Origin of the sequence: Hyphobacterium vulgare (assembly GCF_042643335.1) — a bacterium.
Classification (GTDB): Bacteria; Pseudomonadota; Alphaproteobacteria; order Caulobacterales; family Maricaulaceae; genus Hyphobacterium; species Hyphobacterium vulgare.
The window spans coordinates 117,688-132,183 of sequence record NZ_JBHRSV010000020.1 but is presented as its reverse complement, the minus strand read 5'-3'; the positions used below and the strand labels follow the sequence as shown (position 1 = coordinate 132,183).

Annotated in this window: 13 protein-coding genes and 2 pseudogenes; 10 read left to right on the top strand and 5 right to left on the bottom strand. The window is 65.9% G+C overall.

What is annotated here, in order from left to right; translation table 11 throughout:
• From ACFOOR_RS15285 to ACFOOR_RS11500, 3 genes and pseudogenes are all read left to right on the top strand, one after another.
• A pseudogene (locus ACFOOR_RS15285) lies at positions 1–124 on the top strand (IS30 family transposase); the annotation flags it as partial.
• A gap of 160 nt (positions 125–284) precedes the next feature.
• Positions 285–1,034, top strand: coding sequence for an electron transfer flavoprotein subunit beta/FixA family protein (locus ACFOOR_RS11505; protein ID WP_343164636.1), 750 nt, complete (start codon positions 285–287; stop codon positions 1,032–1,034).
• 2 nt (positions 1,035–1,036) lie between these two features.
• Positions 1,037–1,978, top strand: coding sequence for an electron transfer flavoprotein subunit alpha/FixB family protein (locus ACFOOR_RS11500; RefSeq protein ID WP_343164637.1), 942 nt, complete (start codon positions 1,037–1,039; stop codon positions 1,976–1,978).
• Positions 1,979–2,033: 55 nt separating this feature from the next.
• On the opposite strand, the gene ACFOOR_RS11495 is transcribed toward ACFOOR_RS11500, so the two are convergent.
• From ACFOOR_RS11495 to ACFOOR_RS11485, 3 genes and pseudogenes are all read right to left on the bottom strand, one after another.
• On the bottom strand, positions 2,034–2,354 hold the full coding sequence (locus ACFOOR_RS11495; RefSeq protein ID WP_343164638.1) for a HigA family addiction module antitoxin: 321 nt from the start codon (positions 2,352–2,354) through the stop codon (positions 2,034–2,036).
• A 43-nt stretch (positions 2,355–2,397) separates the two neighbouring features.
• Positions 2,398–2,610 (bottom strand): annotated as a pseudogene (locus ACFOOR_RS11490) (type II toxin-antitoxin system RelE/ParE family toxin); the annotation flags it as partial.
• A 45-nt stretch (positions 2,611–2,655) separates the two neighbouring features.
• Entirely contained in the window at positions 2,656–3,693 is a 1,038-nt protein-coding gene (locus ACFOOR_RS11485) for a phytase (protein ID WP_343164639.1), read from the bottom strand.
• A gap of 196 nt (positions 3,694–3,889) precedes the next feature.
• Between ACFOOR_RS11485 and ACFOOR_RS11480 the strand changes: the two genes are divergently transcribed.
• Positions 3,890–6,739 (top strand): TonB-dependent receptor, encoded by a 2,850-nt coding sequence (locus ACFOOR_RS11480; RefSeq protein ID WP_343164640.1) that lies wholly within the window; start codon positions 3,890–3,892, stop codon positions 6,737–6,739.
• A gap of 83 nt (positions 6,740–6,822) precedes the next feature.
• On the opposite strand, the gene ACFOOR_RS11475 is transcribed toward ACFOOR_RS11480, so the two are convergent.
• Positions 6,823–7,407 carry a TlpA family protein disulfide reductase gene (locus tag ACFOOR_RS11475; RefSeq protein WP_343164641.1) on the bottom strand — a complete coding sequence of 195 codons (585 nt, stop codon included), beginning with the start codon at positions 7,405–7,407 and terminating at the stop codon, positions 6,823–6,825.
• A 36-nt stretch (positions 7,408–7,443) separates the two neighbouring features.
• Between ACFOOR_RS11475 and argH the strand changes: the two genes are divergently transcribed.
• The 6 genes from argH (at position 7,444) to ACFOOR_RS11445 (ending at position 14,061) form a co-directional block, all read left to right on the top strand.
• Positions 7,444–8,874 (top strand): argininosuccinate lyase, encoded by a 1,431-nt coding sequence (argH, locus tag ACFOOR_RS11470; protein WP_343164642.1) that lies wholly within the window; start codon positions 7,444–7,446, stop codon positions 8,872–8,874.
• The gene (gene lptM / locus ACFOOR_RS11465; protein ID WP_343164643.1) at positions 8,871–9,005 is read left to right on the top strand and encodes an LPS translocon maturation chaperone LptM; all 135 of its coding nucleotides are present in this window, start codon (positions 8,871–8,873) and stop codon (positions 9,003–9,005) included. Before argH ends, lptM begins: the two co-directional genes overlap by 4 nt.
• A gap of 63 nt (positions 9,006–9,068) precedes the next feature.
• Positions 9,069–11,591, top strand: coding sequence for a DUF4175 domain-containing protein (locus ACFOOR_RS11460; protein ID WP_343164644.1), 2,523 nt, complete (start codon positions 9,069–9,071; stop codon positions 11,589–11,591).
• A 51-nt stretch (positions 11,592–11,642) separates the two neighbouring features.
• Positions 11,643–12,821, top strand: coding sequence for a serine hydrolase domain-containing protein (locus tag ACFOOR_RS11455; RefSeq protein WP_343164645.1), 1,179 nt, complete (start codon positions 11,643–11,645; stop codon positions 12,819–12,821).
• 76 nt (positions 12,822–12,897) lie between these two features.
• Positions 12,898–13,053, top strand: a complete 156-nt coding sequence (locus tag ACFOOR_RS11450) for a CsbD family protein (RefSeq protein WP_343164646.1) — start codon at positions 12,898–12,900, stop codon at positions 13,051–13,053.
• Positions 13,054–13,185: 132 nt separating this feature from the next.
• A complete protein-coding gene (locus ACFOOR_RS11445) occupies positions 13,186–14,061 on the top strand; it encodes a thioredoxin family protein (RefSeq protein WP_343164647.1) in 876 nt (291 codons plus the stop codon).
• On the opposite strand, the gene ACFOOR_RS11440 is transcribed toward ACFOOR_RS11445, so the two are convergent.
• Positions 14,025–14,447: a group III truncated hemoglobin gene (locus ACFOOR_RS11440; RefSeq protein WP_343164648.1), complete on the bottom strand. Its 423-nt coding sequence runs from the start codon at positions 14,445–14,447 to the stop codon at positions 14,025–14,027. The genes ACFOOR_RS11445 and ACFOOR_RS11440 overlap by 37 nt on opposite strands.
• Between the last annotated feature and the right edge of the window lie 49 nt (positions 14,448–14,496).

The window sequence follows — 14,496 nt, the reverse complement described above, 5'->3', positions numbered from 1 at the left end:
CATGCTGGCCGCCTACAACAACACCCCGCGCAAATGCCTTGACTACAGAACCCCCGCAGAGGCCTTCTCAGACCACCTGTTGCACTTCAAACGAGAATCCACCCCCCCGCCTGCGCGGGGGTGACGCAAGAGGGGGACGCGAAGCGACCGCCGACCCACCTGCCAGTTGACCCTAGCGTCACGTTGACAGGGCAGGGTCCGGGGGGCAGTTTCCGCCCTCACCTTTCCCTGCCGGACAAGCCCCCTAGATGGCTTGCCAGAGCCGGAACCGGAGACGCACGCGCATGAAAATCCTGGTGCCCGTCAAACGGGTCGTCGATTACAATGTGAAGGTCCGCGTGAAACCCGACCAGTCGGGCGTGGACCTCGCCAACGTCAAGATGAGCATGAACCCCTTCTGCGAGATCGCCGTGGAAGAGGCGATCCGCCTGAAGGAAAAGGGCAAGGCCGAGGAGATCATCGTGGTCTCGATCGGGCCGGCCCAGGCGCAGGAGACGATCCGCACCGCGCTGGCCATGGGTGCCGACCGCGGCATCCTCGTCACCGCCGAAGGCCGGGTCGAACCGCTCGCCGTGGCGAAAATCCTGGCGAAGATCGTCGCCGAGGAGAGCCCCGACCTGGTGTTGCTCGGCAAGCAGGCGATCGACGACGACGCCAACCAGACCGGCCAGATGCTGGCCGCGCTGCTTGACTGGCCGCAGGGCACCTTCGCCTCGAAGGTCGAGATCGACGGCAAGTCGGTCTCCGTGACGCGCGAGATCGATGGCGGGTTGCAGACGATCAAGCTCGACGGCCCGGCCATCGTGACCACCGATCTCAGGCTCAACGAGCCGCGCTATGCCTCGCTGCCGAACATCATGAAGGCCAAGCGCAAGCCGATCGACATGAAGACCCCCGAGGATTACGGCGTCGACATCTCGCCGCGCCTCGAAGTGGTGAAGGTGAGCGAGCCGAAGAAGCGCGAAGCCGGCATCAAGGTCGGGTCGGTCGCTGAACTGGTCTCGAAACTGAAGAATGAAGCGGGAGTGCTCTGATCATGGCCGTGCTGGTTATCGCCGAACACGACAACAAGAGCCTCAATGACGCGACGCGCGCGGCCGTGACGGCCGCCTCGAAGATGGGCGGGGACATCCATGTCCTCGTCGCGGGCAAGGGCGCTTCCGGCGTCGCCGAAGCCGCCGCGAAGCTCGACGGGGTGGCCAAGGTGCTGCACGCCGATGCCGGCCATCTCGAGCATCCGATGGCGGAATCGCTGGCCGCGCTCGTGCTGTCGCTCGCTGATGGGTATGACGCCATCCTGTCTCCGGCCACCACGACGGGGAAGAATTTCATGCCCCGCGTCGCGGCCAAGCTGGACGTGATGCAGATTTCCGACGTCACTTCGGTGGAAAGCGCCGACACTTTCGTGCGCCCGATCTATGCGGGCAATGCGATGATGACGGTGAAGTCGACCGACGCGAAGAAGGTCATCACCGTGCGCGGCACGACGTTCGAAAAGGCCGGCGACGGCGGCTCGGCGCCGGTCGAGAGCGTCGATGCGCCCGCCGGTCCGTTCAAGTCGGCCTTCGTGTCGGAAGAGCTGGCGAAGTCTGACCGCCCGGAACTGACGGCGGCGAAGATCGTCATCTCCGGCGGCCGCGGCATGGCCTCGGGTGAGAATTTCCACCTGCTGGACAAGATCGCCGACAAGTTGAACGCCGCCGTGGGCGCGAGCCGCGCCGCGGTCGATGCCGGCTTCGTGCCCAACGACTACCAGGTCGGCCAGACCGGCAAGGTCGTGGCGCCGGAGCTCTACATCGCCGTCGGCATTTCCGGCGCGATCCAGCACCTCGCCGGGATGAAGGACTCCAAGGTGATCGTCGCGATCAACAAGGACGAGGAAGCGCCGATCTTCTCGGTCGCCGATTACGGCCTCGTGGCGGACCTGTTCAAGGCGCTGCCGGAACTGGACGCGGAATTGGCCAAGGCCGGTTACTGAGCGGGTTTACAGCCTGAATTGAAAAGCCCCGGCGGAAACGCCGGGGCTTTTCGATTCACGCCGCGCGGGGCGCGATCCGGTCAAGCTCGGTTGCGATCTCGCGGCGGCGCTGCATCAGATCGAAGTCCGCTTGAAGCCCGAGGAAGATGCCTTCGGAAATGGCGAAATAGCGGGCGAGCCGAAGGTCGGTATCGGCACTCACCGCGCGCTTGCCGAGCACGATCTCGTTGATCCGGCGCGGCGGCACCCCGATGGCGCGGGCGAGCGCGTTCTGGCTGAGCCCCATGGGCTCCAGAAAGTCGTGTAGCAGGATTTCGCCCGGATGGGGGTTCGGCAAAAGATCGGCTTCAGCCATGTTAGTCGACGATCTCGACATGATCCGCACCTCCATCACTCCAGACAAAAGCTATCCGCCACTAGCCGTTGATCCGGATGGCGTGCCGGCCGCGCCGGTCGCCCTTCAGCGCCTCCAGCCGGTTGCCCGGTGGGACGCGCAGATCATCCAGTGCCCGTGCCTGGTTGAGATAGCGAAGCTTCCGCAGGGCTACGGTCTGGATGTCCGGCGGCAGCTTGCGGCTCCGCCGGCCTGACCAGATGGTCTCGGTTTCGCGATCGGCGAAGCTCCGGATCATGCCCAAGATATAACGCGATGCGTTACATAACGCAAGGCGTCATGGCTATTCGAGGCCCAGTGCGTCGAGGATGGCTCCGAGATCGACGAATTTGAAATTCTGCCCGCCTTCGTCGTCCTCGTCGTCCTGGGTCATCATGATGCCCCGGGGATGACCCGGCAGCGCAGCGGCGCTCACCTCGATCCCGTCGGTGCCGGAGACCTCGTCGATTGCGCCGCCGCCAATGCCGAACCGTCCGGCGACATCGAAGGTCTGCAGATCGACGACGGTGTAGCTGGAATCGCCCTGGCTGGAGATGAACAGCCAGCCGCCTGTGTCGCCGCGCTCGACAAGCGCGAGGCCTTCGGCATCTTCCGTCAGGTGGACGCCGTCGACCGGGATCACTGCCACGCGCGCATCGCCGCCGCCGGGCTCGGCGGAATAGCGCCAGACCGAGACCATTTCCTCGGCGAGATAGAGCTGACCCGTCCGGTCATCGGCGACGCAGCCCTCGGTGATCGATCCGACCGTGAAACGGCGGACTTCCTCGCCGGTCACGCCCGCCTCGTCCCAGCCGAGCGCGATCTGGACGACCGTCCCCGGATCCCGGTCGGTGACGAAGGCGTAAAGACGGCCATCGGCCGCGTGATAGAGGCAGGCGCCGTAAGGGTCGACGAAACCCTCGATCGGGATGAGGCCGTTCGCCGCCGGGGCCAGTTCACCGCTCTCGGCATCGATGGTGAAGACAGCCAGGGCGATGTTGTCGCGATCGCTCGCGACGGCGAGGTCGCGCACCTGCGGCCCCAGCGCCACACCCTGCCGGATATCGACATTGTTGACCCGGCCCGCTGCGACGAACTGAACGCTGTTGCCGGCGAGATCATAGACATAGAGACCGGCCTGCTTGTCGGTGCCGACAATCCGGGATTCGGCCGGATCGGGAGCGATCCAGAGCGCCGGGTCGTCCGCCGCATCGCCGGTGCTCGCCACCCGTTCGGTTTCGGCAAAAGCCTGAATTTGTGCCACATCGGCGCGCGGCGGCGTGGTCTCGCAGGCGGCGAGGATCGGCAGCAGGACGGCAGAGCAGACCAGTTTGAACTTCATCGAAAGCCCCCGGATTCGGATTATTTCCTGCAGGAACGGGGTGCATTGATCAAGTCATTCAAAGAATTGTCGCATCGGTGACAAATCACTGTCGCCGAACACTCATCAAGCTGTCGCGCAATCGAGTCATGTCCCCGCCCAATCCGGTCGGATTGTCCGACCGGGAGGAATCCAGTCTTGTCGAGGGGACACTTTCATGCGGATGAAACTCGCCATGCTCGGCGCAGCCTCTGTGCTCGCGCTCGCTTCTGCCGGTCACGCACTCGCCGGCGATATCCAGGGCCGCGTCACTGAAGCCACGCGCGCCTATGCGCTTGAGGGCGCGATCATTCGCGTCGCCGAAACCGGCCAGACCGTGACCTCGGACGAGGCGGGCGAATTCCGCTTCGGCGGCCTTCCGGCCGGACAGTACACGCTGGAAGTCTCCTATCTCGGGGCCGAGGTCGAGACCGTGGTCGTCGAGATCACGAACGAGACCGAAACCGTTGATACCGTCATCGCGGTGGGCCTGGATGTTCCGCTTCGCGACAACATCCTCGTCATCGGCCAGCGCGGCGCGCTGACCAGTGCGCTCAACCGCGAACGCGCCGCCGACGGCATCGTCTCGGTTCTGTCCGCCGATGCCATCGGCCGCATGCCCGACGAAAACGTCGCGGAAGCCGCCCGCCGCGCTGTCGGCGTGAACGTGCTGAACGACCAGGGCGAAGGCCGCTTCGTCTCGATCCGCGGCATCGACCCGAATCTCAACACCGTCTCGATCGGCGGCGTCCGCGCCCCGTCTCCCGAAGCCGACGCGCGTCAGGTCCCGCTGGACGTGGTCGACGCGGACATCCTGTCCGGCATCGTGGTGACCAAGTCGCTGACCCCGGACATGGACGGCGACTCGGTGGGCGGCAATATCGAGATCGAAACGCTGAACGGTCTCGATCAGCAGGAATTCTTCCTGCGCGCCCGCGCCGCCGGTATCTATTCCGAACTGCAGGAGGAATGGGGCTATCGCGGCTCGTTCGCCGCGGCCGGCCGCCTGTCGCCGACCGTCGGCTTTGCCGGCTCGATCGCCTATCAGAACCGCGATTTCGGCTCCGACAACATGGAAGTCGACGGGGCCTGGGATCTCGGCGAGACCGTCCCCTTCCCGGAAGAGTTCGAACTGCGTGACTACACGCTCACGCGCGAGCGCCTTTCGATCGCGCTCAATCTGGATTTCGAGCCGAACGATGAGGACCACTTCTTCCTCCGCACGCTCTATTCCGACTTCTCCGACCAGGAATACCGCCAGCGTATCGAGAACGGTTTCGAACGCGGTGAGTACAACACGCCGGCCAGCAGCGGGACGCGCTTCCTCGTGGACGGGACCAACAGCGACGAGTTCCGCGTCGATCGTGACCTGAAGGACCGCTACGAAGACCAGGTAATCTGGACCGCGCTCGTCGGCGGCGAACATTTCCGTGGCCCGTGGAGCTTCGACTACGCGCTGTCCTACGCTTATGCCGAGGAAGCCGAGCCGAACCGTCTCGACACGACATGGCGCGCCGAGTTCGATTTCGGTTCCTTCGGTCTCGATATCGCCGATCGCGCCACCCCGACGCTCATCTTCGGCGACGCGGCGAGCTCGAACGCCTACTATGATCCGGCGAACTACGAGTTCGACGGTCTGGAGCTCACCAACGGCCTGTCCCGCGACTTCGAATGGGCCGGTGAATTCAATTTCCGCCGCGAAGCCACGCTGTTCGGTCATCCGGGCTATGTTCAGGCCGGTGTCCGCGGCCGCCTGCGCAACAAGTCCTACGACCTCGATCTCGAAGTCTATGACGGCTTCACCGCTCCGGCCGGCTTCACCGGCGACGACGACCTGCCGCTGACGGATTTCCTCGGTACGGTCAATTACGGACTCGACACCTTCGGGCCGGGCGCCAATCCGGACATGGTCCGCAACTTCTTCTTCGCGAACCGGAATGCCTTTGATCTGCACGCCGAAGACACGCTGATCGAGTCGACGGCAGCGGACTACACGGCCGACGAGGACGTGTTTGCCTATTATGCGATGGCGAGCGTCGATGTGAACGAACTGCGGATCGTCGGCGGTGTGCGTATCGAGCAGACCGAATACGATGCGCGCGGCAACCAGACCCTGTTCGTCGAGGACGGCGCCACCTACAACGGCCAGGTCATCAACGGCGATACGCTGTTCGTGACGCCGACCCAGGCGACCAACGACTACACCGACGTGCTTCCGAGCGTGAATTTCCGCTATGCCTTCGAGGACAATCTCGTCGGCCGTGCGGCGTATTACGCCTCGATCTCGCGCCCCTCGATCGAAGCCGCCGCGCCGCGTGTCTTCATCGAACAGGACGACAACAACGACGTCGCGGCCGAATACGGCAATCCGGATCTCGACCGGGCCCAGGCGCACAATTTCGACGTCTCGCTGGCCTGGTATCCGAACCGTGACTCGGTCTTGATGGGCGGTGTGTTCTTCAAGCGGATCGATAATCTCGTCGCCGAGATCGAGACCCAGAACGTCATCGTCAACAACATCCAGATCGATGAGGGTGCGACCTGGATCAACCTGCCGGAAGCCGACCTGTTCGGGATCGAGCTGAACTACCAGCAGGCGCTGACCTTCCTGCCGGGTCCGTTCGACGGCCTGATCGTCGGAGCCAACTACACCTTCGTCGACTCCGAGGTGACCCTGCCGACCGGCCGCTCGATTCCGCTGCCGAACCAGTCGCAGAATGTCTGGAACGTCATTGTCGGCTATGACGACGGTCCGTGGGATGTGCGTGCAGCCCTGTCCTACCGTGACGAATACCTTGCCACGATCGACGAAGGCGGCGCCGGCGTCGACCGCTTCTACACCGACCATCTCGGGGTCGATTTCTCGGCCGAGTACGACTTCACCGAACAGTTCCGCGGCTTTCTGGAGTTCAAGAACATCTCCGACGAGCCGTTCTACGCGGTGCAGCGCTACGCGGCGGGCGACTACAACGCCCAGTACGAGGAATATGGCTGGAGCGCCCAGTTCGGTTTCCGCTTCACGCGCTAACCGGGCTGTCCCAGCTTAAGAGTGAAGGCCCCGGAGCACGCTCCGGGGCCTTCTTCGTTCAGCGTGAGAATGCGACGTGCCGCCTACTCCATCGCAATCGCGGCGCGGATGAAGGCGTAGGCGTCCTCGCTCGCCCAGTGGGCGTCGCGCGGCATGCGCGCGATCTCCATGCCGCGGCGGTCGTAGAGGATCGTCATCGGCAGGCCGCGCGCCTGCGCTGCGGACGCGATGCCGAACGTGTTCTCGTGCAGCAGCGGCAGATGTTCGATCCCGTTCTCGGCGTAGAATTCGCGCGGTTCCTCGATCGAGCGGTCGAGGCTGATCGTGACGACCTGGAAGTCGGCGCCGCCGAGATCGGCCTGCAACCGGTCGAGTTCCGGCATCTCCACGATGCACGGCCCGCACCAGGTGGCCCAGAGATTCACCAGGATGACCTGGCCCTCGTAATCAGCAAGCGTCACCGTATTGCCCTCGCCGTCGACAAAGGCGGTGGATGGGCGGGGCGGCGGCGCATCGAGGAATTCGAGCTGGCGCATTTCACCGGTCGCATAGTCGGAAAAGGCGCCATGCGACGGATTGTTCATGGCCGCGAAAACCACGTATAGGAACACGGCAATACCAACGAGAGGCAGGACGATCAGCCCGGCCTTGAGCGGTGAAATCTTCATCGGGCGACTGCCCTCCCTCCCATCAGGAGCCGACCCATGACAGGCCGCGACGACTCCCGCGATTCCAGATCCCAGCAGGCGAATGCCTTGTGGGGCGGGCGATTCGAAGCCGGCCCGTCGGCGGTCATGGAGGCGATCAACGCCTCGATCGATACCGACAAGCGGCTTGCCGAGCAGGACATTGCCGGCTCGATTGCCCATGCGGAGATGTTGTCCGCACAGGGTATCATTTCAAGCGCCGATGGCGCGGCGATAAAGCGCGGCCTCGAACAGGTGCGCGACGAGGTCCGCTCCGGCGCGATGCAATGGTCGAAGGCACTGGAAGACGTCCACATGAATGTGGAGTCGCGCCTGAAGGAGATTATCGGCGACCCGGCGGGGCGTCTGCACACCGCGCGGTCGCGCAATGACCAGGTCGCGACCGATTTCCGGCTGTGGATGCGCGAGGCGTGCGACCGCGCCGACGCAGCGCTGGCCGCCTATCAGGCCGCGCTGGTCGAACAGGCCGCGAAACACGCCGATACGGTGATGCCCGGCTTCACGCATCTGCAGACGGCGCAGCCGATCAGCCTCGGTCATCACCTGCTGTGCTGGGTCGAGGCCGCCGAACGCGATCGCGGCCGCTTTGCCGATGCGAAGAAGCGCCTCAATGAAAGCCCGCTCGGCGCGGCGGCGCTGGCCGGGACGGCCTTCCCGATCGACCGTGACCGCACCGCAAAGGCGCTCGGCTTCAATCGGGCGATGGGCAACAGCCTCGACGCCGTATCCTCCCGCGACTTCGCGCTGGAAGTGCTCTCGGCGGCCGCGATCACGGCGACGCATTTGTCGCGTTTCGCCGAGGAGATCGTGCTGTGGACGTCGCGCCGCTTCGGCTTCGCGAAACTGTCCGACGCCTGGTCGACCGGCTCGTCCATCATGCCGCAGAAGCGCAATCCCGACGCCGCCGAACTGGTGCGGGCCAAGCCGGGCAGCATCATCGGTTCGCTGACCCAGCTGCTGATCGTGGTGAAGGGCCTGCCGCTCGCCTATTCCAAGGATCTGCAGGAGGACAAGGCGCCGGTCTTCCGGGCGCTCGACGATCTTGAACTGGCGCTCGCCGCGATGACGGGCATGGCGGGCGATCTGACCTTCAACACCGAGGCGATGACCGAGGCGGCGGGCGAGGCCTATTCCGACGCCACCGATCTCGCTGACTATGTCGTGCGCGAACTCGGCAAGCCGTTCCGCAGCGCGCACCACATCGCCGGAACGGCGGTGAAGCTGGCCGAATCGAAGGGCGTGCCGCTGTCCGGCCTGACGCTCGACGATTTCCGCAGCGTCGATCCCGACATTCGCGAGGATGTGTTCTCGGTGCTGTCGGCGCGGGCCTCGATGGAAAGCCGGACCAGCTATGGCGGAACCGCCCCGGTCCGGGTTAAAGAACAGGTGGCGCGCTGGCGCGCCCGGCTTCAAGGAGCGACGTCGTGAAGAAACGCCTCACCATCGCCCTCATCGCGCTGTCGGCGCTGACCCTGTCGGCCTGCGGCCTGCGCGGTGATCTCGACCGTCCGCCCCCCGCCTGGTTCACCCTTGCGGGCGAGACGGCGACGCCGCTCTGACTCACCAAAGTGTAATGACTCCGCGGCTTTTCGCGCCGGGAAGGCGTGATAGCTTCTGAACCGATGAAGCGGTTCGCCCTCTACAAGGCTTTTGCCGCGCTCTGGTGGGAGCGCCTTGCGCCGGTCCTGTGGCCGGTCGCGATCCTGCTCGCCGTGTACGCCGGACTGGCGCTGTTCGGCCTGTGGGACGCGGTTGGCGACCCCTGGCGCGCGCTGGCGGCGCTGGCCGGGCTGGGTCTGGCCGGCTGGTTTGTTCGCGGTGCCCTGAAACACTTCCGGTGCCCGACCCATGAGGACGCTGCGCGCCGGGTCGAGGAAGATTCCGGCATCACGGCGCGGCCGCACGAAGCCCTGCTCGACCAGCCGGCCGGCCGGGACGAGGTGTCCGTTACGCTGTGGCAGGCCCACCGCGATCGCATGTCGGCCCGCCTGTCAGGGGCGAATGCCCGCCGTCCGAAAGCGGCCTGGGCTGCGATCGACGCCTGGGGCTTGCGGGTCGCGCTCGTCCTGTTCGTGATCGTCGGCGTCGGCGTCGCCGGCGAGTTTTCCGCCGGACGACTGGGCGATGCCTTCGGGCTTCGGCCGATCTACCGGTCGAGCGGCGATCTGACGGTCGATGCCTGGCTCGACCCGCCGGCCTATACCGGGCGCGCGCCCGTCATCATCCGCGAGGACATGGCGAGGATCGAAGCGCCGGAAGGCTCGACGCTGATCGTGCGGACCGCCGGGGTGGGCCGTGAACCCTCGCTGCGGCTCGATGGCGAACGCGGCGAAAACCGGCGCATCGGCGACGGCGTGTGGGAAAGCCGCATCCCGCTGATGACTGACGCGATTCCGGAATTGCGCGCCGGCGGCCGCCGCCAGTCCTGGCGCATCCACATCATTCCCGATACCGAGCCGGTCGTGCGCCTGACCGACGCGCCCGAGGCGCGGGCCACCGGCGAACTCGTCCTGCATTTCCGGGCCGACGACGATTATGGTGCGGTCAGCTATTCGGTCGAGTTCCGCCGGCGCGGCAACGAGAACGCCGAGTGGGACAGTCTCGAAATCCAGCCCGCCTCCACTGCCGAAACCGATGAGGGCTTCCGCGCCATTGTCGACACCGGCCAGCACCGGCTCGCCGGCTCGCGGGTTGATCTCCGCGTGACCGCGACCGATGCAGCGGACAATACCGGCCGCTCGCCGTCGATCGCCTTTACACTGCCGGAACGGATCTTCCTCGACTCGCTGGCACGCGCCGTGGCCGAACAGCGCCGAGACGTGATGAGCGCACGCGGCGAGGACTATGCCGAGCTGACGGAGCTGCCGATCATCCTGTCCGGGGACGTGCCGACCGGCCCGGTCTTCGTTGGCGAGGAACCCGAACGCCGGATCGAACGTGCGCCCGAAGGTCTTCAGAACGCCGCCGACGCCATCGATGCGATCACCGACGCGCCGGAATATTTCTTCGACGACCCGATCGTTTATCTCGGCCTCAGACGGACGCTGCTGGAAATCCGCCGCGCCCGCAGCCATGACGAGATCGGCCCCGTCGAGGAGAATCTCTGGCAGATCGCGCTGCGCGCCGAACTCGGCTCGCTGTCCGACGCCGAGGCCGCACTGCGCGCCGCCGAGCGCGCCCTGATGGAAGCGCTCGCCCGCGGCGCCGACGAAAGCGAGCTGGCGCCGTTGTTCGAAGCCTATCAGCAGGCGATGGAAAACTACCTCGCCGCGCTCGCCCGCGAAGCTGCCGAAAGCGGCGAGATGGCCGAGGGCGGCGGCGAAGGCGGTCTCGATACGCAGGGCCTGATGGAGCTCCTCAACGCGCTGCGCGAAGCCGCCGAGCTGGGCGATACCGCCGATGCCCGCCGGGCATTGCAGACGCTGGGGGAACTCCTGCGGAATCTGCAGATGCAGATGGCGCAGGGCGGCTCCGGTGAGGGCGATGACGCGCTGACCCAGGCGATGCGCGAGGCGCTCGAGGAACTCGGCGACGTGATCGGCGAGCAGCGCGAATTGCAGGACCAGACTTTCGGCATGACCGAAGAGGGCCAGGGCCTGCCCGGTGAACCAAATGCGCCGCCGCAGCAAGGCCAGGGGTCCGGCATGCAGGGACCGCAGGACCAGCAGGGTGGCGGACAGGCACAGGCTCTGGCGCAGCAACAGGGCCGTCTTGCCGAAGAGCTGGCCGCCATCGCGCAAGGCTTCCCCGGCGCGGAAACCGGAGAGGCGCTCTCAGGCGCGCAGGAAGCCATGCGTCAGGCCCAGGAGGCGCTGGAACAGGGCGATGCACAAGCCGCGCTCGAAGCCCAGAACGAGGCTCTGCAGGCGCTGCGCGAAGGCGCGGAAGGTATTGCGCAGGACATGCTCGACCGGATGGCCGAGAATGAGGGCGGCGCGGAAGGCGAAGAGGGCGAGAACGACCCGCTCGGCCGTCCGGGCAGCGGCTCCTTCTCGTCTGGCACCGGCGTCGACATTCCCGACGAGGACACGCGCCAGCGCGCCCGCCGCATCCTGGAACAACTGCGTGAACGCGCCGCCGAACAGGGCCGGCCGCAGGACGAGATCGACTATATCGAACGCCTGCTCGAACGTTTCGGCTCGTAGATTTCAGTGCCGGTGAAGCGGGCCGTTTGCTAGGGTCCGCGGATGCGCACCGTGATCACTTGCTTCATTGCACTCACCCTCACCGCCTGTGCGAGCACGCCGCCGCCGCAGGATGAATTGGACGCGCTCGTGCGCCGGGAGGGCGCGGAGGCGATCGCCGGCGTCGCACTCGTTGTCCGGATTGAGGGCGAGACCGTCTTCGAAGGGGCCACCGGAACAGCCGAATTCGACACGGACGGGATCACGCCGCTGCGGCCGATGACAACGCGGTCACCCGTCCGCGCGGCATCGGTCTCGAAGCTGGTGACGGCGCTGGCGGCGCACGAGATCGCATTGAACCAATGGTTCGTGCTGAGCGCCGACCTTCATGTCTGGCTCGATTTCCCGCTCGATCACCCGCTTGACCCCGATGCGCGGATTTCGCCCGGCATGCTGCTGTCGCACACGTCGGGAATCCGCGACCCGGACGTGTACTGGATGGCGCATCCGGGCCGGATCGAAACCCTGCTGGACCAGCCGCACTGGGCCGATCACGCGCCCGAGGAGGGCTGGGAGTACGCCAACATCAATTACGGCCTGCTCGCCACGGCGATGGAAGCAGCGGTACTGGAGCGTTTCGACGTGATTGCACGGACCCGCGTGCTGGAACCGCTCGGCCTCGGCCATACCGGGTTCAACTGGTCGGGTGTTCCTGCCGAAATCCGCCGCAACGGCGCAACGCTTTACGTCCGCGAAGACAGTATCTGGGTGGAGCAGGTCGACGGACGCGCCATGCTGGACGGCGATGCGCCCACGATATTGATGGCGGACGGGGCGAGCCTCGACAGCTATGAGCCGGGACAGAACGGCACGCTGTTCTCGCCGCAGGGCGGGTGGCGGGCGAGCGCGCACGACATGGCGCTGCTGGCCGAGGCCTTCGGGCCGGAGGGCATGGGCCACGACTTGACGCGGCCGATGTGGCGCGCACCGGGGCAGACCTGGGGGCTGGGGCCGCGCCTCGTGCAACCGGGCGAAGCCCAAGGCTGGCCGGGCGGTCTGACCGGGCATGCCGGGGAAGCCTATGGCCTCGTCGCCGGGGCGTGGGTGACGCCGGACGGACGGATCTCGATCGGCTATGTCGTGAACGGTACCGACGAGCATTTCGTGCGCGAGGCCGATGCCGAAACCGGCTTCAACGCGCTGGAACAGGCGCTGCTCGGCCTCGCGGCTGAAATCGCTGACAGCCGCTGACATCGCGGAACCGCCTTGCCGATCCGGGCGTTGATCTGCCGGGACAGCGACCGGACGATTTCAATCGGAGTCGCACATGAGCACGGTGAAGAAACAGGGCGATGCCAATTTCGCCAAAGGCAGTCTGAAGGAAGCCGAAGGCAAGGTGACCGGCGACAAGCTGCGCGAGGCCCAGGGCAAGGTGCAGAAGGAATTCGGCAAGGCCCAGAAGGAAGTCGGCAAGGAGAAGTAGCCCCTCCCGGTTTCGACGAGGCGGGCTTCAGTGCGCCCGCCTCGCAGGGCCACCCTGCCTGCCGCGAAACCGGTCGCGTCATCCGCGCCAGCCGCTATGCTGGCATTCTCAAGACGGATGACGGATTCCACGATGTTTCGCGCGTTTGCACTGATTTTCCTCCTGATCCTCTCAGGTCAAACCCTCGCCGATGACGACATCCGTCCGTTCGACGAGACGGCCGATGCATCGGCCGCGGTCGATGCGGCGCTGGACCGTGCCCGCGCGGCCGGTCACCGCGTGATCGTCGTGCTGGGGGGCAACTGGTGCCATGACAGCATCGGTTTCGCGTCGCACATGGCGAGCGAGGCCATGCAGCCCGTGCTGGAACGCTATGAACTGGTCTATGTCGATGTCGGGATGCGCAACCGCCATCAGGAGATTCCGGTGCGGTTCGGGGTTCCGGTCATCTATGCCACGCCGACCATCCTCGTCGTCGATCCCGAGCTGGGCCTGGTCAACGGACCCAGCGTGCACGACTGGGGCAATGCCTATTCCCGCCCGACATCCGACGCCGTCGAGTATTTCACTTCCCACGCGTCGATCCGGCCGGGGTCGGCAGGACTGGTAGAGAATACCGCCACCTATCAGGCACTTGTCGCCGAAATCGATGCCTGGGAGGCACGGGAGGGTGCGCGACTGATGCGCGCCTACCGCGAGATCGAAACCGTGCGTGCCGAGATGGCGGACGACTTCGCGCGCGCGGGCAATGATGATGCCGCGACCGAAGCGGTCGAAGCCTTCCACGCCTTCGAGGACGATGTCGAACGCCAGCGCCGGCGGATGCGCAACGACATGGACCGACTGCGCGGCGATGCGCGGGACGACGCGCGGTCGGCCCTGCTCACCTTTGCAGACGGGCGCGCGCTTGATTCGAGCGTCGCCGCCGATTGGGATGCCACCGAGCCGGAGATCGCGCTCGACCTGCCGGTCTACGGCCCGCTCGGCCCCTGGGAAGACGGCGAGTAGCTCAGCCCGAGAAGCAGGGAATCCGCGATGCGGTGGGCGCGGTCGATGAACAGCGCCGCGGCCTCGCCCTCGCATTCCTCGTTCACCGTCGCCTCGAACAGGGTGAGCCAGCGCACAAAGTGATTGCGGCCGATCGGCAGGCGCATGTGTTTCGGCATCGGCCGGCCATGATAGCGCCCGGTCATCATCAGGACCGACGACCAGAAATCCATCATCGTGCGGAGATGCGGCTCCCAGTCCTCGATCACGTCATCGAAGACCGGACCGAGCATGTCATCCTCGCGAACGCGGCCATAGAAGCCGCGCACGACACGCTCGATCAGCGCCTCGTCGATGCCGGGCGCGAGCGGTCCACGGCGGTCCGGAATTATTCGCGTGGGTTGCATGCACCACCCTTTGCGCACCCGAGGCAATCGGGGCAAGGTGCCGATCGTC